This window comes from Marinimicrobium agarilyticum DSM 16975 (assembly GCF_000423345.1).
GTDB lineage: Bacteria > Pseudomonadota > Gammaproteobacteria > Pseudomonadales > Cellvibrionaceae > Marinimicrobium > Marinimicrobium agarilyticum.
The window spans coordinates 127,724-146,698 of record NZ_AUHU01000012.1; the positions used below are offsets into that span (position 1 = coordinate 127,724).

16 protein-coding genes and 1 tRNA gene are annotated in these 18,975 nt (G+C 57.9%); 11 read left to right on the forward strand and 6 right to left on the reverse strand.

What is annotated here, in order from left to right; translation table 11 throughout:
• Positions 1 to 203 precede the first annotated feature (203 nt).
• On the reverse strand, positions 204 to 3,113 hold the full coding sequence (gcvP, locus tag G547_RS0112920; RefSeq protein WP_051235418.1) for an aminomethyl-transferring glycine dehydrogenase: 2,910 nt from the start codon (positions 3,111 to 3,113) through the stop codon (positions 204 to 206).
• Between the two features lie 375 nt (positions 3,114 to 3,488).
• On the opposite strand from gcvP, the gene G547_RS21380 reads away from it, so the two are divergent.
• Positions 3,489 to 4,973 carry an MFS transporter gene (locus tag G547_RS21380; RefSeq protein WP_036188517.1) on the forward strand — a complete coding sequence of 495 codons (1,485 nt, stop codon included), beginning with the start codon at positions 3,489 to 3,491 and terminating at the stop codon, positions 4,971 to 4,973.
• A gap of 110 nt (positions 4,974 to 5,083) precedes the next feature.
• On the opposite strand, the gene G547_RS0112930 is transcribed toward G547_RS21380, so the two are convergent.
• From G547_RS0112930 to dusA, 3 genes are all read right to left on the reverse strand, one after another.
• Positions 5,084 to 5,542 (reverse strand): tellurite resistance TerB family protein, encoded by a 459-nt coding sequence (locus tag G547_RS0112930; RefSeq protein ID WP_027330225.1) that lies wholly within the window; start codon positions 5,540 to 5,542, stop codon positions 5,084 to 5,086.
• Between the two features lie 5 nt (positions 5,543 to 5,547).
• Positions 5,548 to 6,504, reverse strand: coding sequence for a transaldolase (gene tal / locus G547_RS0112935; protein WP_027330226.1), 957 nt, complete (start codon positions 6,502 to 6,504; stop codon positions 5,548 to 5,550).
• Between the two features lie 202 nt (positions 6,505 to 6,706).
• Positions 6,707 to 7,729, reverse strand: a complete 1,023-nt coding sequence (dusA, locus tag G547_RS0112940) for a tRNA dihydrouridine(20/20a) synthase DusA (protein WP_027330227.1) — start codon at positions 7,727 to 7,729, stop codon at positions 6,707 to 6,709.
• A gap of 178 nt (positions 7,730 to 7,907) precedes the next feature.
• On the opposite strand from dusA, the gene G547_RS0112945 reads away from it, so the two are divergent.
• Positions 7,908 to 8,669, forward strand: a complete 762-nt coding sequence (locus G547_RS0112945) for a DUF481 domain-containing protein (RefSeq protein WP_027330228.1) — start codon at positions 7,908 to 7,910, stop codon at positions 8,667 to 8,669.
• Here G547_RS0112945 and G547_RS0112950 read toward each other — a convergent pair.
• Positions 8,666 to 9,367 (reverse strand): glutathione S-transferase N-terminal domain-containing protein, encoded by a 702-nt coding sequence (locus tag G547_RS0112950; protein ID WP_027330229.1) that lies wholly within the window; start codon positions 9,365 to 9,367, stop codon positions 8,666 to 8,668. The two genes, G547_RS0112945 and G547_RS0112950, sit on opposite strands and share 4 nt — an antisense overlap.
• Before the next feature lie 244 nt (positions 9,368 to 9,611).
• Here G547_RS0112950 and acnA point away from each other — a divergent pair, with 244 nt between their 5' ends.
• From acnA to G547_RS21390, 9 genes are all read left to right on the forward strand, one after another.
• Entirely contained in the window at positions 9,612 to 12,350 is a 2,739-nt protein-coding gene (acnA, locus tag G547_RS0112955) for an aconitate hydratase AcnA (RefSeq protein ID WP_027330230.1), read from the forward strand.
• Between the two features lie 97 nt (positions 12,351 to 12,447).
• On the forward strand, positions 12,448 to 12,942 hold the full coding sequence (gene moaC, locus G547_RS0112960) for a cyclic pyranopterin monophosphate synthase MoaC (protein WP_027330231.1): 495 nt from the start codon (positions 12,448 to 12,450) through the stop codon (positions 12,940 to 12,942).
• The gene (locus G547_RS0112965) at positions 12,939 to 13,187 is read left to right on the forward strand and encodes a MoaD/ThiS family protein (protein WP_027330232.1); all 249 of its coding nucleotides are present in this window, start codon (positions 12,939 to 12,941) and stop codon (positions 13,185 to 13,187) included. Before moaC ends, G547_RS0112965 begins: the two co-directional genes overlap by 4 nt.
• A 2-nt stretch (positions 13,188 to 13,189) precedes the next feature.
• Complete coding sequence (gene moaE / locus G547_RS0112970) at positions 13,190 to 13,636, forward strand: molybdopterin synthase catalytic subunit MoaE (protein ID WP_027330233.1); 447 nt, start codon at positions 13,190 to 13,192, stop codon at positions 13,634 to 13,636.
• Between the two features lie 48 nt (positions 13,637 to 13,684).
• Positions 13,685 to 14,584 carry a class I SAM-dependent methyltransferase gene (locus G547_RS0112975; RefSeq protein ID WP_157209875.1) on the forward strand — a complete coding sequence of 300 codons (900 nt, stop codon included), beginning with the start codon at positions 13,685 to 13,687 and terminating at the stop codon, positions 14,582 to 14,584.
• Positions 14,585 to 14,748: 164 nt separating this feature from the next.
• A complete protein-coding gene (gltX, locus tag G547_RS0112980) occupies positions 14,749 to 16,227 on the forward strand; it encodes a glutamate--tRNA ligase (protein WP_027330235.1) in 1,479 nt (492 codons plus the stop codon).
• A 141-nt stretch (positions 16,228 to 16,368) separates the two neighbouring features.
• Positions 16,369 to 16,444 (forward strand) — tRNA-Ala (locus G547_RS0112985).
• A gap of 775 nt (positions 16,445 to 17,219) precedes the next feature.
• Positions 17,220 to 17,888 (forward strand): hypothetical protein, encoded by a 669-nt coding sequence (locus tag G547_RS22770; protein ID WP_027330236.1) that lies wholly within the window; start codon positions 17,220 to 17,222, stop codon positions 17,886 to 17,888.
• Between the two features lie 47 nt (positions 17,889 to 17,935).
• A complete protein-coding gene (locus G547_RS21390) occupies positions 17,936 to 18,703 on the forward strand; it encodes a caspase family protein (RefSeq protein WP_051235419.1) in 768 nt (255 codons plus the stop codon).
• Here the strand turns inward: G547_RS21390 and G547_RS21395 are convergent.
• Positions 18,696 to 18,975, reverse strand: a 280-nt coding sequence (locus tag G547_RS21395; RefSeq protein ID WP_245573480.1) for an ATP-binding protein, incomplete at its 5' end; no start/stop codon positions are given. The genes G547_RS21390 and G547_RS21395 overlap by 8 nt on opposite strands.

Genomic DNA, 18,975 nt, shown 5'->3' on the forward strand with positions numbered 1-18,975 from the left:
TTTATGAGATGAAAAGGATAAGTCAGATATTTGGCGGAATTATAACTCTTTGATTTTAAATGGTATTTCCTTGGTCGATTCGGTTTTAGTTCACTCTTCCCTGAGTGATACCGCGCATGATTATTTAGTCTCAAACTTTATTGTAGTCTCAAACCTTATTGTTGAGTCTCAAACTTTATTGTCCATCGACATGGGCGGAAGTGCTACCGGTAATTTTCCATACTCGGACAAGAACAAATCAAGTTCCGGTCCCCATGGACATTATCAATCCGGTTCACCGTCGGCCACACCTTGTGCTCCCTCAACCACGCCGCTGGCCGTGAGGCCGTATCCCGGCTGTAGGGGCGGTCCCAGCCTTCATCCATCATATCGTCTTGCGTGTGCGGCGCGTTGCGCAGCGGGCTTTGAGTCAGTTCGTATTCGCCGCTTTCGATTTTGGCGATTTCCTTGCGGATGGTGATCATCGCTTCCACGAAACGGTCCAGCTCTTCTTTGGACTCGGATTCGGTGGGCTCGATCATCAGCGTGCCCGGCACCGGGAAGGACATGGTTGGGGCGTGGAAGCCGAAGTCCATCAGGCGCTTGGCGATGTCTTCTTCAGACACGCCCGTGGCGTCTTTCAATGGGCGCAGGTCCAGCAGGCATTCGTGGGCAATGGTGCCGTTCTTGCCTTTGTACAGAATCGGATAGTGGCCGCTCAGCTGCTTGGCCACGTAGTTGGCGTTCAGGATTGCGTACTCGGTGGCCTGGCGCATACCGTCGCGGCCCATCATTTTGATGTACATCCAGCTGATGGGCAGGATGCTGGCCGAGCCCCAGGGGGCGGCGCTGATGGTGCCGTTGGCCGGGTCAGTGTCCGGCACACCCTGCACCGGGTGGCCGGGCAGGAAGGGCGCCAGATGCTCGGCCACGCCGATGGGGCCCATGCCCGGGCCGCCGCCGCCGTGGGGAATGCAGAAGGTTTTGTGCAGGTTCAGGTGCGACACGTCGCCACCGAACTGACCAAAGGCCGCCAGGCCCACCAGGGCGTTCATGTTGGCGCCGTCGATGTACACCTGGGCGCCGATGCTGTGGATCAGCTCGCACAGCTCGGTCACGCTCTCCTCAAACACCCCGTGGGTGGAAGGGTAGGTGATCATGATGGCGGCGATGGCCTTGCCGAACTGGTCGATCTTGGCTTTCAGGTCCGCCAGGTCGACGTTACCGTCTTTATCGCAGTCGACCACCTTTACCTGCATACCGGCCATCTGAGCCGAAGCGGGGTTGGTGCCGTGGGCGGAGGCGGGAATCAGGCACAGGTTGCGTTCGGCCTCGCCCTTGCTCTCGAAGTACTTCTTGATGGCCACCAGGCCGGCGTATTCACCCTGGGAGCCGGCGTTGGGCTGCAGGCTGATGGCGTCGTAACCGGTGCAGGCCTGGAGCATCTGCTCCAGTTCCTCGAACAGCTGCTGGTAACCCTTGGCCTGGTCGATGGGTGCGAAGGGGTGTAATTGGCCAAACTCTGGCCAGGTGACCGGGATCATTTCCGCCGTGGCGTTGAGCTTCATGGTGCAGGAGCCGAGCGGAATCATGGACTGATTCAGGGCGATGTCCCGGCCTTCCAGGCGGCGCAGGTAGCGCAGCATCTCGGTTTCGCTGTGGAAGCGGTTGAACACGGGGTGAGTCAACACTTCGTCTCTACGCTCCAGTTCCTCCGGGATGGCGTCCGAGCGGTTGTGGCCGGCCAGCGCGTAGTCGAGCTGGGGCAGGTTCAGCGCATGGTCGCCAGCACAGAAGACGTTCAGCAGGCGATCAATGTCCTCCAGAGCGGTGGTTTCGTCCAGGCTTATGCCCAGGGCGGTGCCGCCGACCTTGCGCAAGTTGATCTCATGAGTCAGCGCAGCCTGGTAGAGGCCGGTCTGCTTTTTCTCGCTGTCCAGCTCCACCACCACGGTATCAAAGTAGTGGTCGTGACGAACGTTGAAACCCTTGTCTTTCAGACCTTCGCCCAGCAGGCGGGCCAGGCGATGGATGCGCTCGGCAATCCGGCGCAGGCCCTCGGGGCCGTGATAGACGGCGTAGCAGCTGCTCATGACCGCCAGTAGTACCTGGGAGGTACAGATGTTGGAGTTGGCCTTCTCCCGGCGAATGTGCTGCTCGCGGGTCTGCATGGCCATGCGCAGGGCGGTTTTGCCGCGACTGTCCACCGAAACGCCGATGATGCGCCCCGGCGCAGAGCGCTTGTAGGCCTCCCGGAAGGCGAAAAACGCCGCGTGCGGGCCACCGAAGCCCATGGGCACGCCAAAGCGCTGGTTGCTGCCGATCACCACATCTGCGCCCATGGCGCCGGGGGATTTGAGCAGCAGCATGGCCATCAGGTCGCTGGCGACGGTGACCAGCACGTTTTTCTCGTGGGCCCGGGTAATCAGATCGGTCAGGTCGCGCAGCTGGCCGGTGGAGCCGGGGTAGGAGAGCAGGGCGCCGAAACACTCGGTCTCACTCAATTGCTTCGCCGGGGCGACTACCACCTCAAAGCCGAAGTGCTCGGCGCGGGTTTTCAGCACCGCGATGGTCTGCGGGTGGGTGTCTTCGTCCACAAAGAAAGCGTTGGAGCGGTTTTTCTTGTTCTGGCGCTTGCACATGGCCATGGCTTCCGCCGCCGCGGTGCCTTCGTCCAGCATGGAGGCGTTGGCCAGTTCCATGCCGGTCAGGTCCATGATCATCTGCTGGAAGTTCAGCAGCGCTTCCAGGCGGCCCTGGGAGATTTCCGGCTGGTAGGGCGTGTAGGCGGTGTACCAGCCCGGGTTTTCCAGTACGTTGCGCTGAATCACCGGCGGCACGAAGGTATTGTAGTACCCCATGCCGATGTAGTTTTTGAACAGGCGGTTCTTACGAGCAACGCGCTTGAGCTCCGCCAGGGCCTGATGTTCGGTCATGGGACCGGCCAGGTCCAGGTGCCCGCGCTGGCGAATGGATTCGGGCACGGTCTTGTCCAGCAGCTCGTCCAGGCTTTTCAACCCCAGGGCATCCACCATGGCCTGGGTTTCAGTGGCATCCGGGCCAATGTGACGGTGGGTGAATTCGTCGGCGTAAGCCAGTTGCGCCAGGGGCGCGGAGCGGAAATCTGCGGACATAGAGTGGCTCGTATCGAGGTTGTGCGAACGTAAAGGTTGGGGTACCGGCAGCGGGGCTGGGAGCCGGCCCCAAAGCCGCTAATGGTAGCAATTGCAGGCCCGTGCGGCAATTAATGAATCGGCCGGGCGGCAAGGCCCAAGGGGCCTCCTCCTCAGCGAAAGTACGTTGGCAAGCGGGATTTGGTTTGCTGGCCGCCGAATAATCGGTTTATACTGCCAAGCTTATAGTAATCTTAACTATATATGAGGTGCCGACCGCCTGGGTCCGGTACCCCCGGGGCCAGATGCGCTACACTTTGGCCTCTAGCAGTGGCGCGAGGGGTGGGCCGCAAAGCCACCTCTGTTGTTAACGACTTACAATAAGACTCGAGCATTATGAATAATCAATCACAGATTCTCACGGTCAAAGAGAAGGTCGGCTATAGCCTGGGTGACCTGGCGGCTAACCTCGTATTTCAGACAATGGTCACCTTTATTGCCTACTACTACACGGATGTGTACAAGTTGGAGGCGAGCACGGCCCAGTGGGTTATCGCCACCTGTGGCATTATCGGCGGTGTGTTGTTCGCCCCGGTCATGGGTGTGATTGCGGATCGAACCCGCACTCGTTGGGGGCGCTACCGTCCGTGGATTCTGTGGACGTCCGTTCCTTTCGGCGTGATGGTGTTGTTGACGTTTACCACGCCGGATGTGAGCTACGAGATGAAGGTGGTCTACGCCTTTGCGACCTATCTGGCATTGGTGACTCTCTACACCGCCAACAACCTGCCGTACTCCTCGCTCAGTGGTGTGCTCACGGGCAATATGTCCCAGCGTAACAGTCTCTCCGCCTACCGCTTTGTGGCGGTCATGGTGGCGCAGTTTGTCGTTCAGGTACTGTTGCGGCCGGTCGTTCTGATTCTGGGCGATGGCAATGAAGCGGTCGGTTTCGAGAAGATCATGATGATCTTTGCCATCGTGGGTGTGATTTTTTTCCTGATCACTTTCTTCACCACCCGCGAGCGGGTGATCGAGAAACCGAACGAGACCAGCTCGATTGCCCAGGATGCGGGCGATCTGATGAAGAACCTTCCCTGGATCATCCTTCTGTTTGTGACGGTGCTGGTCTTTACCAACCTGGCGCTCAAGGGCGGTACCTATGTGTACTACTTCAAATACTACGCCGGGCAGGCCGCCCTGGCGGAGTTCCTGAGCGATATTGGTTTTACCGGAATGATTGCCGGTATTCAGGAGGTCTGGCCAAACTTCAAATGGCCCGAAGCCCCGGATGCCTCCGCCTTTGGCCTGTTTAATGGTGCGGGCATTATCCTGATGATTGTGGGTATCGGGTTCGCCCGGCCGCTGGCCGACCGCTTTGGGAAGCGTAACGTTTACGGTATCGGCCTGTTCCTCTCGACCCTGCCATTGCTGGCCTTTATGGCGATTCCCCGCGATGCCATCGGCGTGATGTTTGTTGCCCAGATCCTGCACGGGTTTTTCTACGGCATCACTATCCCCTTGTTGTGGGCCATGACCGCCGATGTGGCCGATTATTCCGAGTGGCGCAATCACCGCCGGGCCACCGGCATCATTTTCTCGGCCATGATTCTCGGGCTGAAAGGGGGGCTTACTCTCGGGGGGACGCTGGTCGTGGCTATTCTGGCGGCTTATGGCTACGAGGCCGGTCAAGCGGAGCAGAGTGATGAATCCATTCTGGGTATCCGCCTGATGATGAGTCTTTATGCCTCCATTCCGTTCCTGATTGCCTGCGGCCTGTTGTTTTTCTATCGCATCAACAAGTCGGTGGAAAATCAGATTGAGAAAGAGCTTGGTGATCGTCGCAACCAGCCGATGCCCGAGCCGGATGAACCGACGGTATAAAGAAAAGAAAGGGTAGGGTGGGGCTTGGTCGAGCTCCACCCTGCATAAAAAAAGGCGAGCCACGCAGGTGGCTCGCCTTTTTTATGCGCTCTGCGCAACCGCTTCGGGCGTTAGCCCTGTGCGTCGCGCACCGTATTGCGGGCGTGGATAAACATGGAGTGGGAAACGTGGATCAGTTCCGCCACTTGGCGGATCAGCGCCTCCTCGTATTTATCCAGCTCGTTGTCGGCGTAAGCGACTTCCCACATGGCTTTGATCAGGTCGTACTTCTCGTCCTGACTGCAGGCCTCGTTGATCTGGGTCGTGAACTGGTGCAGCGAAATCGCCTCGTCCTGTTCGGATTTGGCGAGTTCGCTCAGCTCGTCGAGCCTCTCGGGCGCGAGGTTGAACTTGCGCTGGAGGATGGCTCGCAGAGTCTGCAACTCGGTGTCATCCAGCAGCCGGTCGGCGGTGCCCACCTCAATGAGAAGGGCGGCCACCGCCAACTGCTTCTGCTCCGGGGATAACGTCTGAGCGTTCTCCTCCGGTTGCAGATGCTGCTCGATGAACTGTGTGATTTTACTCAGCACAGCGTTTACGCACGAGCCTTGAGCAGGTCTTCCAGCTTGATCTGGTCTTCGGCGAACTTGCGGATGCCTTCGGCCAGTTTCTCGGTGGCCATGGCATTCTCGTTCAGCGCAAAGCGGAAGCTGGACTCATCGATTGGGGGCTTGGCAATCTTCTCGCCCGTGTTCTCTGGGTTCAACTTGCGCTCCAGAGTGCCGGTGTCATTGCTCAACTCTTCCAGCAGCGCCGGGCTGATGGTCAGACGGTCGCAGCCGGCCAGAGCTTCGATTTCGCCCATGTTGCGGAAGCTGGCGCCCATGACCACTGTGTCGTAGTTGTGCTGCTTGAAGAAGTTGTAAATGTGACGCACGGACAGAACGCCGGGATCTTCTTCGGAGGCGTATTCGCTCTTACCGGTGTCTTTCTTGTACCAGTCCAGAATGCGGCCCACGAAGGGAGAAATCAGGTAAGCGCCAGCGTCGGCACAGGCCGCAGCCTGAGTGAAGCTGAACAACAGCGTCAGGTTACAGTTGATGCCTTCTTTCTGCAGAACCTCGGCGGCACGGATGCCTTCCCAGGTGGAGGCCAGCTTGATCAGGACCTTGGAGCGGTCAACGCCGTTTTTCTCGTACAGGTCGATCAAGTGGTGCGCTTTCTCAATGCTGGCTTTGGTGTCGAACGACAAACGGGCGTCCACTTCGGTGGAGATCTTGCCCGGAATCAGTTTCAGTACTTCGCTCCCAATGGCCACGGCCAAATGGTCGGCGGCGTAGCTGATTTGCTGGGCACTGTCGCCGCCTTCTTTCTTACCAGCCGCTACGGAAGCGTCTACCAACTCGGAATACTCGGGAATCTGTGCCGCTTTCAGCAGCAAAGAGGGGTTGGTGGTCGCATCTTGAGGCTGGTACTTTTTGATGGCTTCGATCTCGCCGGTATCGGCGACCACATCGGTCATTTTCTTCAGCTGTTCGAGTTTCGTAGTCACTGTTATCCCGTCCTATCATTAACGTGTTGAGTGAATGTCGGATGGCCGCTCATTTACCCGTCCAAAAGTGCGGGTAGCGGCCAGTAATGCATTTATCGTTGTCCCTATTGTATTACAAATCGCTTCCTGCTTGAAGTTTTGCTTTTGGCTCTCCTGATACGGGCCCTTCAGGGCTTCTTTGGCGTCGGCTAACGCCTTGTGCCTAGCCCGCCATCGAAGTGGGCTGATGCTCAACCCGGGCTCTGGCGCGTTCAAGCACCTCCAGCCCGGCGCCGGGCCTGTAGGCCTCTTCGCTGATCACCCGGCGGAATTGACGTCCCCCGGGCTGACCCTGATACAGGCCCAGAATGTGTCGGGTCATATACTTCAGAGACACGCCCCGGGCCAGCTCAGTTCCTATATAGTCGCTGAAAGCGTCCAGAATCTCGGCGCGGGATGCCACCGGGCGGGCCTCACCAAACAGCCGCTGGTCCACGTCCGCCAGCAGGTAGGGGTTGGTGTAGATTTCTCGCCCCAGCATGACGCCGTCCAGGTCTTCCAGCAGCGTCTGCGCCTGCTCCAGGGTGTTAATGCCACCATTTATCACGATTTCAAGGTCCGGGTGCTCCTGCTTGAGGAGCTTCACCCGGTCGTAATCCAGCGGCGGTACATTGCGGTTTTCTTTGGGGCTCAGGCCCTGAAGCCAGGCTTTGCGGGCGTGCACAATAAAAGTGCGACAACCGGTCTGAGCGATGGTATCGACAAAGTGTGACAGCCCTTCGTAGGCGTCCATATCGTCCACGCCGATCCGGTGCTTGACCGTCACCGGAATGGTGACCGCCTGCTGCATGGCGTCGATGCACTCGGCCACCAGTGCGGGCTCGTTCATCAGGCAGGCACCGATCATGTTGTTCTGGACCCGGTCACTGGGGCAGCCGCAGTTCAGGTTGACCTCATCGTAACCCCAGTCTTCCGCCATGCGCGCGCACTCGGCCAAATCGGCGGGGTTGCTGCCGCCGAGCTGCAGGGCCAGGGGATGCTCCGCGGCATTGTAATCCAGGTGCCGGGCCCGATCGCCGTGGATCAGCGCGCCGGTGGTGACCATTTCCGTGTAAAGCAACGTATTGCGGCTCAATAGGCGCCAGAAGAACCTGCAGTGACGGTCCGACCAGTCCATCATCGGGGCCGCGCAGAAGCGCCGGCTGAAGGTGTTGTTGGCGGAATGGGACCGGGGGTTTGGCGTCATAGGGGCCTTGGTTTGAACTCTTGGGGCTTGCCTTGGGGCCTTTTTGGGGCTAAGGACCGAGTCATTAAGGGGCGTGATTGTAACACTTTTTCAGTGCCGTCGAAAAATCCGGCGGGGCGAAAAACCGAAGGCAGTTGTGTAAACTATCGGCTTTTGTCGATGCAGTAAGGATTGAGTTATGAAGGCAAAACTGACGACCATCGCCGCTTCTCTGGTGGCATTGAGCGCTGCGCCCGGTGTTGTGGCGCAAGACGAACAGAAGGGCACCTGGAAAGCCTCGGCGGAAGTAGGGGCCATCTCCACCTCCGGTAATACCGAAAGCACCACCTTCAACGGCAAGTTGGACGCGGCTCAGGACCTGGAGCGCTGGAAGAACCAGTATACCCTCAATATTCTGTACTCTGAGGACGAAGTGGCTCAGCCCGATGGGTCGGTCGCGTCGGAAACCACGGCGGAAAAATTTTCCGGCTCCGTCAAAAGCGCCTACAAGATCAATCGCGACAATGCCAACCTGTTCGTTTTCGCCTCCCACACCGATGACGAGTTCGGCGCGTACCAGAAATATACAACGCTCGCCCTCGGTTACGGCAACCGCCTGTTTGAGACCGACACCATGCAGCTCGACGCGGAAATTGGTCCCGGTTACTACTGGGCCGAGGAAGATACGGTTGACGGCGTCATCGAAGAGGACGGCGCCTTGCTGCGTGCCGCCGCCCAGTTCGACTGGCAGGTCTCGCCCACGGCGGATTTCAAACAGGTGCTGAGCACAGAGTCCGGCGAGGAGAATACCCGTACCGTATCCGACACTTCCCTGGCGCTGCGCATCAACGGCTCCATGCAGATGAAAGTGGGCTACACCATCCAGCACGATAGTGACGTGGGGCCGGAGAAAGAAAACACCGACACCACCACCTACGTAAACCTGGTGTACAAGTTCTAGCGTTTTTTGGGGTCGCAGACCTCCAGAGCAACGCCATAGCTGGGGCGCTCCGTGCAGCGCTCCAGCCATTGGTACACCGCCGGAAACTCCCACAACTTCAGCGTCTCCCGGGCGTCATAGAAACGCTCCAGGCAGTCCACCCATGGGGCAATCGCCATATCGGCGATGCTGAAGCTCTCCCCCAGCATGAAATCCCGGCCGGTCAAGTGCCGCTCCAGCACGCCCAGTAGCCGGCGGGTTTCGTCGCTGTAGCGTTTGACCGGGTAGGGGTGATCACATTTATCGCGAGCGTACACGTAGAAATGCCCGAATTGCCCGAACATCGGGCCGATATGCCCCATCTGAAAAAACAGCCACTGCAGGCAGGCGCTTTTGCCATCCGGGTCCATGGGGGCAAAGGTACCGGTTTTCTCCGCGAGATAAAGCAGGATGGCCGCCGACTCCATCAAACTGATGGGGCGATCATCGGGGCCGTCCGGGTCGTAGAGCGCGGGGATCTTGCCGTTGGGGTTGATCCAGAGAAACTCGGGCTCGTGTTGGTCCCCCTGGGTGATGTCGATCGTGTGGGGTTCGTACGGTAAATGCATCTCCTCCAGCGCCTGGGCCACCTTGATGCCGTTGGGCGTATTCATGGAATAGAGCTGGATGATCCCGGGCTCGCGAGGGGGCCAGCGGCGAAAGATCGGTGGTTGGCTCATGCGCTTTCTCCTGTGATCAAGCGGTGAATGTTTGCGGGTGGAACAGTGAATGAATCGCTCGCGTCTCTTGCTTGCCCGGTGCCTCGGGGCTTGGATTACCAGCATAAGGCCCCATATCCTTAAAAAGAAGCGCATTTGCGCTGCCAGTGCAAGCCCAAGTATGTGGGCCACTGGCGGTGAAAGGCCATGTGGCCTAATCTCTTAGGAGATGATGGATTAACTTCAAGCAACCCGTGAGGCAGTTATGGCTGATTCCTACCGGACCACCGACACCCTCAAGGTCGGGGGCAAAGACTATCGTTATTTTCCCTTTAGCGAAGTCGAAAAGCGCTACAACGTTCAGAAACTTCCCTATTCATTGCGAATCCTGCTGGAAAACCTGCTGAGGCACTCGGATACCGGCCTGGTCAGCGACGCCGATATCGAAGCCCTGGCAAGCTGGGACCCGAAAGCCCAGCCCTCCCAGGAAATCGCGTTTGTCCCCGCCCGGGTGGTACTGCAGGATTTCACCGGCGTGCCCGCCATTGTCGATCTGGCGGCCATGCGGGACGCGGTCAAGAGCCTCGGCGGCAAACCCGAGCAGATTAACCCCCTCTCACCGGTGGAGCTGGTGATCGACCACTCGGTGATGGTCGACTACTTCGGGGGGGAAGACTCGTTCAAGAAGAACACTGAAGTGGAAATCAAGCGTAATCGCGAGCGCTATCAGTTCCTGCGTTGGGGGCAAAAAGCCTTCGATAACTTCAAAGTGGTACCCCCGGGCACCGGTATTGTCCACCAGGTCAACCTGGAATATCTCGCCCGTGGCGTCTTCACCCGCGAGAAAGACGGCCAGCTGGAGGCCTATCCCGACACCTTGGTGGGCACTGACTCCCACACCACCATGATCAACGGCCTGGGCGTACTGGGCTGGGGCGTCGGCGGTATCGAAGCCGAGGCGGCCATGCTGGGTCAGCCCATTTCCATGCTGATTCCCCAGGTGGTTGGCTTCAAAATGACCGGGAAGCTACCCGAAGGCGCCACCGCCACGGACCTGGTACTCACCGTGACCCAGATGCTGCGTAAACTGGGCGTTGTTGGCAAGTTCGTCGAGTTTTATGGCCCGGGCCTCAAACACCTGACCCTGGCGGACCGCGCCACCATCGGCAACATGGCGCCGGAGTACGGCGCGACCTGCGGTATTTTCCCTGTCGACCAGCAAACGCTGGACTATCTGACGTTCACCGGCCGCTCCAAAGAACAAGTCGAGCTCGTTGAGCAATACATGAAAACCATGGGGCTGTGGCACGACGATGACAGCCCGGACGCAGAATACAGCGATATTCTGGAGCTGGACCTGAGCACTGTGGAGCCCTGCATTGCCGGCCCCAAACGCCCGCAAGACCGCATCTCGCTCAAAGATTCCAAGCCCGCCTTCCACAAAGTGCTGGAAGAGATCGGGCACCATCACGAAAACACCATTGCCTCCACCGAGCAGGACTTTGCCGCCGAGGGCGGCGCCGCGGCGGTGGGCGGAGTTCCGCTGGCCGACCAGGGTGCGGTTCCGGTTGAATATAAAGGTGAAGAGTTCCTGCTGAAAAACGGCGCGGTGGTGATCGCAGCCATCACCAGTTGCACCAACACCTCCAACCCGGCCGTGCTGATGGCCGCCGGCCTGTTGGCCAAGAACGCCCGCGAGCGCGGCCTGAGCACCAAACCCTGGGTGAAAACCAGCCTGGCGCCGGGCTCCAAGGTCGTGACCGACTACCTCGAGAAGGCGGACCTTCTGGACGAGCTCGAAGGGCTCGGCTTCTACCTGGTGGGCTATGGTTGCACCACCTGTATTGGCAACTCCGGGCCGCTGCCGGAAGAAATCAGCGAAGGCATTCACAAGGGCGACCTGACCGTTACCTCGGTGCTGTCCGGTAACCGGAACTTCGAAGGGCGGATTCACCCCGATGTGAGGGCCAACTACCTGGCCTCGCCGCCACTGGTGGTGGCCTACGCCCTGGCCGGCACCATGGATGCCGACCTTCAGAACGAGCCGCTCGGTTACGATGCGGACAACAAACCGGTTTACCTCAAAGATATCTGGCCCTCCACCAAGGATATCCAGAAGGCCATCGAATCCTTTATGGAACCGGAAATGTTTGCCGACAAATACTCCGATGTGTTCAGCGGTGACGAGAGCTGGCAGGCCCTGCCGGTGAAGGAAAGCCAGCTTTACGACTGGCCTGACTCCACCTACGTGCGCAAGCCGCCATTCTTTGACGGCATGGAGGCCAAGCCGGCCGAGGTCAAACCGATCGAGGGCGCGCGTTGCCTGGTCAAAGTGGGCGACAGCATCACCACCGACCACATTTCCCCGGCTGGCGCGATCATGCCAGACAGCCCCGCAGGCCGCTACTTGCAGGAGCAGGGCGTGAAGCCCACCGACTTTAACTCCTACGGCTCGCGCCGGGGTAACCACGAAGTGATGATGCGCGGCACCTTTGCCAACGTGCGCCTCAAGAACCAGATGGCCCCCGGTACCGAAGGCAGCTGGACCACCTACCTGCCCAAAAACGAAGTCATCAGCATCTTCGATGCCGCCGAACGCTATCGCGAAGACGGCACACCGCTGGTGGTACTGGCCGGTAAGGAATACGGTTCCGGCTCCTCCCGGGACTGGGCCGCCAAAGGGCCTGCGCTGCTGGGCGTACGCGCGGCGATTGCCGAGAGCTACGAGCGGATTCACCGCTCCAACCTGGTGGGCATGGGTATTCTGCCGCTTCAGTTTGAAGAGGGCGATTCGGTGGAGTCCTTGGGGCTTACCGGCGAGGAGGAATTCGATATCCCCGTGGTCAATGCCGATAGCAAAACGGTCGAAGTCACGGCCAAAGGCTCGGACGGCAAATCCAAAACGTTCAACGCCAAAGTGCGGATTGATACGCCCAACGAGTTTGCCTACTTCCAGAACGGGGGCATCCTGCACTACGTATTGCGTAACCTGGCTAGCCAATAGTGGGTAGCGTTTACCTCTAGAGCGCCTGCCCGCCCCGGCGGGCGCTTTTTTTGGAGTATGATGCGCAATACCTTCCTGAAACCAGTCCGGATTTGATATGAGTTTGACTCACACCGATGAACGCGGTCGTGCCAGCATGGTAGACGTCTCCGATAAAGACGCCACCGTCAGGGAAGCGCGGGCCGGGGCCTTTATCCGAATGCAGCCGGCCACCCTGGCACTGATCCGGGAAAACGGCCTGAAAAAAGGCGATGTACTTTCTGTCGCCCGTATTGCCGGTATCCAGGCAGCCAAACAATGCAGCGCTTTGATTCCGCTTTGCCACCCGCTGGCGTTGAGCAAAGTGGGTGTGGAGTTCGAGTTTCAGGACGAGCCGCCCGGCGTGGTCATTGAAACGTACTGCAAACTCACCGGCCAGACCGGTGTGGAAATGGAAGCCCTGACGGCGGCGAGTGTCGCCGCGCTGACCATTTACGATATGTGTAAAGCGGTAGACATGGGCATGGTCATCGAAAACCTGCGTCTGTTGGAAAAGTCCGGTGGCCGTCGGGGCCACTATGTTCGAGAACTCAAAGGGGAGGAGAGCGCGTGATAGAAGTCCGCTTTTTTGCCCGCCTGCGGGATCAGCTCGGCTGTGACGCAATATCCATTGAATCCGTCGAACAGGACAGCGTGACCCTGGTCCGCGAGCGACTGGTGGCGGAGCACCCTGACTGGCGTGAACCCTTGAGCCAAAGCGGCGTCCTGTTTGCGGTCAACCACGCGCTGGTGAAGTCTGACCATGTGGTGAAGGACGGCGACGAAGTCGCGTTTATGCCACCGGTCACAGGAGGCTGATCATGATCTCAGTTCAGCGCGAGCCTTTTGATGTCGCACACGAATACAAGCAGCTGACCGGGGGTGATGTCGAGTCCGGCGCGGCGGTGTTTTTTGTGGGCCGGGTAAGGGCTCGCAACGACGGGCGGCGGGTCAGCGGCCTGAGCCTGGAACACTACCCGGGAATGACCGAAAAGGCACTGGAAGCGATTGTCAGTGACGCGCGTGAACGTTGGCCCCTGGAGCGCGTACGTGTCATCCACCGGGTGGGCCCGATGGCGCTGGGCGAGGAAATCGTGTTTGTCGGCGTGACCAGCTCACACCGGGATGCCTCGTTTCAGGCGGCTGAATTCATAATGGACTACCTGAAAAACCGGGCGCCGTTTTGGAAACAAGAGCAAACCGAAGAGGGCCCGACCTGGGTCGAGGCGAAAGCCAAAGACCACGAAGCGCTGGGCCGCTGGCAGTAATTAACGTACGCATTCCTTTAACGACTTTATAAAAATTGGAGGCAACACATGAAAGTATTTAACACGGTAATAGGGGTATCAGCGCTATTGGCGTTGGCCGCTTGTGATTCCAAAACCGAAAACGCCCAGGAGCCCGCAGCGGAGAGCTCCGCCATGACGGAGGCCCCGGCCCAAGAGGCTCAGGCCGTGGAAGAGCCCGGCGATACCGTACTGGAAATCCTGACCAGCCCGCACCGCAGTGACGCCAACCGCGCTCGCGACCAATATCGCAACCCGGAAGAAACCCTGTTCTTCTTTGGCCTCGAGCGGGATGACACAGTGATCGAAGTCAATCCCGGCGGCGGTTGGTACATGGAAATCATCGCGCCGTTTGTGAAGGATGAAGGGCAGTACATCGCGGCCCAACCCAACCCGGAACTGGCGGACATGCCCGCCTATATCGTGCGTCAGGCCGAACAGATTCAAACGCGGTTCGAAGAGCAGGAAGCCGTGTATGGCGACGCGGAACTGATGTTCTACAACCCGGCCGACCCCAGTCTCGGTGAGCCGGAATCCGCCGACATGGTACTGACCTTCCGCAACACCCATAATTGGATCAACGCCGGTCAGGCGCCGGCCATGTTTGCCGCCTTTGCCGAAGTGCTCAAGCCCGGTGGCGTTCTGGGTGTGGTTCAGCACCGTGCCGAAGACGGCGCATCAGCGGAAGAGACGGCCAGCTCCGGCTACGTCTCGGAGCAGGAGGTGATTGATCTGGCGGAAGCAGCCGGCCTGGAGCTGGAAGACCGCAGCAACATCAACGCCAACCCCCGTGACACTCACGACCACCCGGAAGGCGTCTGGACCCTGCCGCCCACCCTGCGCCTGGGCGACGAAAATCGGGACGTGTATATGGAAATCGGCGAGAGCGACCGCATGACCCTGCGGTTCGTCAAACCCGATCCGCAGTAAGCCGTTCTCCATACCTTCCCTCAGTTGAGTTACAATGGGCGCCGTTTTTTCGGCGCCCTCGGCTCGTCGCTTCCTTGTGCAACGTGACGCGCCCAGCGAGCCGACAAGCCGGGTAACTCCGCCCGCCATACACTCGAACCGACAGACTCGACGGAATTCACACTATGACCGTTCGCACCCGCATTGCGCCCTCGCCGACGGGCGACCCCCACGTCGGCACCGCCTACATCGCCCTGTTCAACCTCTGCTTCGCGCGCCAACACGGCGGCCAGTTCCTGCTGCGCATTGAAGACACCGACCAGACCCGCAGCACCCCGGAATCGGAAAAGGCCATTCTGGACAGCCTGCGCTGGCTCGGCCTCGAATGGGACGAAGGCCCGGACGTCGGCGGCGAACACGGCCCCTACCGCCAAAGCGAGCGAATGGACATCTACCGCGGCTACGCCGAAGAACTGGTGGAAAAAGGCCACGCCTTCTACTGCTTCGCCACCGCCGAGGAGCTCGACGAAATGCGGGCCGAGCAACAGGCCCGGGGTGAAACCCCCAAATACGACGGCCGCGGCCTCAAACTGAGCGATGCGGAAGTCAAACAGCGCCTGGAAGCGGGCGAGCCCTACGTCATCCGCATGAAAGTCCCGGAAGAGGGCAGCTGCAATGTGAAAGACATGCTGCGCGGCGAAATCGACATCGACTGGGCCCAGGTGGACATGCAAGTGCTGCTCAAGGGCGACGGCATGCCTACCTACCACCTGGCGAACGTGGTGGATGACCACCTGATGGGCATCACCCACGTGATTCGCGGGGAGGAGTGGATCAACTCCGCGCCCAAGCACCTCAAACTCTACGAATACTTCGGCTGGGAAGCGCCGGTACTCTGCCACTTGCCGCTGCTGCGCAACCCGGACAAATCCAAGCTGAGCAAGCGCAAAAACCCCACCAGCATCCTGTACTACCAGGCGGCGGGCTTCCTGCCCGAGGCGCTGCTGAACTACCTGGGCCGTATGGGCTGGTCCATGCCGGACGAGCGCGAGAAGTTCACTCTGGATGAAATGCAGGCCAACTTCGACATCAACCGCGTGTCCCTCGGCGGCCCCATCTTCGACGTGGAAAAGCTCTCCTGGCTCAACGGCCTGTGGATTCGCGAGAACCTCAGCACCGAACAGCTCGCCGACCGCCTCCAGGAGTGGGCCTTCAACCGCGACAAACTGATGCAAGTGCTGCCCCACGCCCAGTCCCGCATGGAAACCATGGGGGATTTCGCCCCCCTGGTCAGCTTCCTCGCCACCGGCAACCTGGGCCTCACCGAAGCCCACTTCACCGGCAACAAAATGGAGCTGGACGACCAGAAACGCGTCCTCCAGTTCGCCCTGTGGCGCCTGGAAGCCCTGCGCACCTGGGAGCGGGACGCCATCTTCCAGGAGCTCAAAGCCCTGGCCGACGCCACCGACACCAAGGTCAAAGACTTCCTGGCCCCGCTGTTCGTGGCCATTTCCGGCACCACCGCCTCCTTCTCCGTCATGGATGCCATGGTCCTGCTCGGCCCGGACATGAGCCGCGCCCGCCTGCGCCAGGCCCTGGAAGTACTCGGCGGCATCGGCAAAAAGCAGCTCAAAAAGCTGGAAAAAGCCTACCTGGCCCTGTAACAAAAGCCGGGTAGGGAAGGCTGACACTGAACAAAAAGTGCCCAGGAATCAAAGAATTAGGATTTTTGGCCCATTTAGTGTTGACAGTCTTTTCCGGGGTGCTACAATGCGCCCCGCTTCTAACGAAGCGCACCCAATTGTGGGGCCTTAGCTCAGCTGGGAGAGCGCAACACTGGCAGTGTTGAGGTCAGCGGTTCGATCCCGCTAGGCTCCACCAATTACCAACAAAAAAGCCCTGGGCGAAAGCTCGGGGCTTTTTTGTTGGTAATTGGTGGAGCTTGGTTGGGTGAGAAGCGCTGACGCGGTTCACAAAATGGCAGGATAGCCATTTTGCACAGCCGAAGGCTGCCCGCAGGGCGAGGGCCATGGATGGCCCGAGTGCATCCCGCCCCTCCGGTGGCTTCCAGGTGATTATTCTGAACAAGCTGCAAGGCTCCACAAAAAAACGCTGTTAAATCAGCAGCTTAGAAGCCCGCTCACGTAGCGGGCTTTTTTGTGCCTGCCATTTAAGTCCATATTAAGTCCAAATTTATTCATCAAATTGGCGTTTAAGTCCCCAGCCGTATCTGTAAATTCTCGCGATTTTGGCGATTGCCACATTCAACAAACCGGTATAGCCAGTTATGGCCCGCGCGCGTCCCAAAGGCGCTCCTGGGCTCTTTGAGTCCCTGCAGTGGGTCATGGGTCAGTGCGTCACTGAATGACCCGTGCTAGGCTTATTGCCATATGCCTCAGGGTAAAAGGCGAAGCCTACGCGGTGGTGGGTGAACTCTAAAGGGCCAACCTAAGCCGTATTGACCAAATTTTGAGCGATTTATGCAGTGTATTTACCGTGCCGCCAGAATGGTGCGCGCCTTTATCCTACTTGATTGGCGGAGAGCTAGACGAAATGCATAGCAAATCACGGGGTTATATGTCCTCCATAAAGTGATATATGGGGAAGATATAACGCATGCGCAATATAAAGATGTTAGCATTCTGTGGAGAATTTAGTGCCATCTTTTGAACTCATTATCCAAGTCATTACGCTGGTTGTAGTAGTGGTTATTGGCTATTTTCTTCGAGAATTTTTCCCAAGTTACACAAAAGAGAAGGGGAAAAATTTAGCCACAAAAGAAGATATCCGAGAAATCACAGAAAAGATTGAATCGGTGAAAGCTGATTATGCCAAATCTCTAGAAACCTTAAAGTCTAAGCTCCAACTTGAATCGGCTCTCAAAGGTGCCTATCAGGAGAAGTGCCTTGGGGCTTTAACGGCGATCAACGAGTTGCTTGTGGAAATCACGCTTTATTGTTGGAAGCAGCTTGCTGAACGATCACCAAACGAACATTACGTTTGGTCCAACGTCGATGACCTTGATGAAAAACGACATTTTCACTACTACCGAGTCGCAGTAGATAAGGTTGCATTGATACACGGCATGTACTTAACGCCAGTAGCAAGAAATGCGCTATCTGACCTATCCAGTAGCATCGGCATGCTTTCAAGCATGGAGCTGGCGTTATTGAATGATCATCCCCACCCCGGAGTGTTGGAATCAGCAGCAAGCGGATACTCTTCTGGTTTAGAAGCTGTAGTGAAATGTCGCGAAGTGCTTATTGCTGAGCTAGGTTTATCAGAGGTTGGTGCCGTTGAAAGTGGTGCGGGTCCAGACCGCTAAAGCGTCGGCTGATTAGGGCGTTAAAACATCCAAAAGGAACGTTTAGATTGCGTGATCTTAAGTTCATTCTTCAGCAAAAATATGAAACCAGCAGAGCCTTGGTTATTGGAATAAATAGCTATCAGAGAGTGGCGCCACTTGGATATGCTGTTAATGATGCAAAAGAGATAGGTGAGACATTAATAAATGAGCTGGGTTTCGATGAAAGCAATGTGACTTATCTTCTTGATAGCGAAGCTACGAGAGAGAGAATATTAAGATCATTTTTGAGGTTTTCAAACGACGACGTCAAAGTTGATGACAGGTTGTTTGTGTTTTTTGCCGGGCACGGTCATACCAGGTCAGGGGTCAGAGGTGAGGTAGGTTATCTTGTGCCTTATGACGCTGATTTTGAGGATTTCTCTACATTCATACGGTGGGATGAGCTTACTCGAAATGCTGAACTAGTTCGTGCTAAACATATTTTGTTCGTAATGGACGCGTGCTACGGAGGGCTAGCGGTTCACAGAAACTTGAAGCCCGGGAGTAGTAGATTTCTAAGAGATATGTACCAGAGGTTCTCGAGGCAGGTAATTACCGCAGGAAAAGCAAATGAGGTCGTTGCAGACTTCGGTGGGCCCTTGCCTGGACACTCAGTTTTCACGGGACATTTCATCGAGGGGATAAGAGGCAAAGCGGCGAATGAGTACGGAGTCATCACGGCCAGTGGATTGATGGCTTATGTATATTCAAAAGTTGCTGTCAACACCGGCGCACTTTGTCCGCATTTTACCGGTTTAGATTGTCCGGTTTTTAACGATTTCAGCGTCAGTTGATGGCAACAGTTTCCTCCTCTGGGTTGGGGTTGTCGGTATTCACTTTCGCGGTATTGGCCGCGATCAGTCCGGCCTTTCGCTTGTCCTTCAGCCGGTAGCTTTCTCCTTTGATGTTCAAGGTCGTCGAGTGGTGCAGTAGCCGGTCCAGTATCGCGGTGGCAATGACCTGATCCCCGAACACCTCACCCCAGTCGGTAAAGCTCTTGTTGGAGGTCAGGATGATACTGGCCCGCTCGTAGCGCCGGTTGACCAGCCGGAAGAACAGACTGGCT

Excerpts from the sequence above, each read along its gene's own strand:
- gcvP (WP_051235418.1), bottom strand. The coding sequence starts at position 3,113 with ATGTCCGCAGATTTCCGCTCCGCGCCCCTGGCGCAACTGGCTTACGCC.
- G547_RS21380 (WP_036188517.1), top strand. The coding sequence starts at position 3,489 with ATGAATAATCAATCACAGATTCTCACGGTCAAAGAGAAGGTCGGCTAT.
- dusA (WP_027330227.1), bottom strand. The coding sequence starts at position 7,729 with ATGACGCCAAACCCCCGGTCCCATTCCGCCAACAACACCTTCAGCCGG.
- G547_RS0112945 (WP_027330228.1), top strand. The coding sequence starts at position 7,908 with ATGAAGGCAAAACTGACGACCATCGCCGCTTCTCTGGTGGCATTGAGC.
- G547_RS0112950 (WP_027330229.1), bottom strand. The coding sequence starts at position 9,367 with ATGAGCCAACCACCGATCTTTCGCCGCTGGCCCCCTCGCGAGCCCGGG.
- acnA (WP_027330230.1), top strand. The coding sequence starts at position 9,612 with ATGGCTGATTCCTACCGGACCACCGACACCCTCAAGGTCGGGGGCAAA.
- moaC (WP_027330231.1), top strand. The coding sequence starts at position 12,448 with ATGAGTTTGACTCACACCGATGAACGCGGTCGTGCCAGCATGGTAGAC.
- moaE (WP_027330233.1), top strand. The coding sequence starts at position 13,190 with ATGATCTCAGTTCAGCGCGAGCCTTTTGATGTCGCACACGAATACAAG.
- G547_RS0112975 (WP_157209875.1), top strand. The coding sequence starts at position 13,685 with ATGAAAGTATTTAACACGGTAATAGGGGTATCAGCGCTATTGGCGTTG.
- gltX (WP_027330235.1), top strand. The coding sequence starts at position 14,749 with ATGACCGTTCGCACCCGCATTGCGCCCTCGCCGACGGGCGACCCCCAC.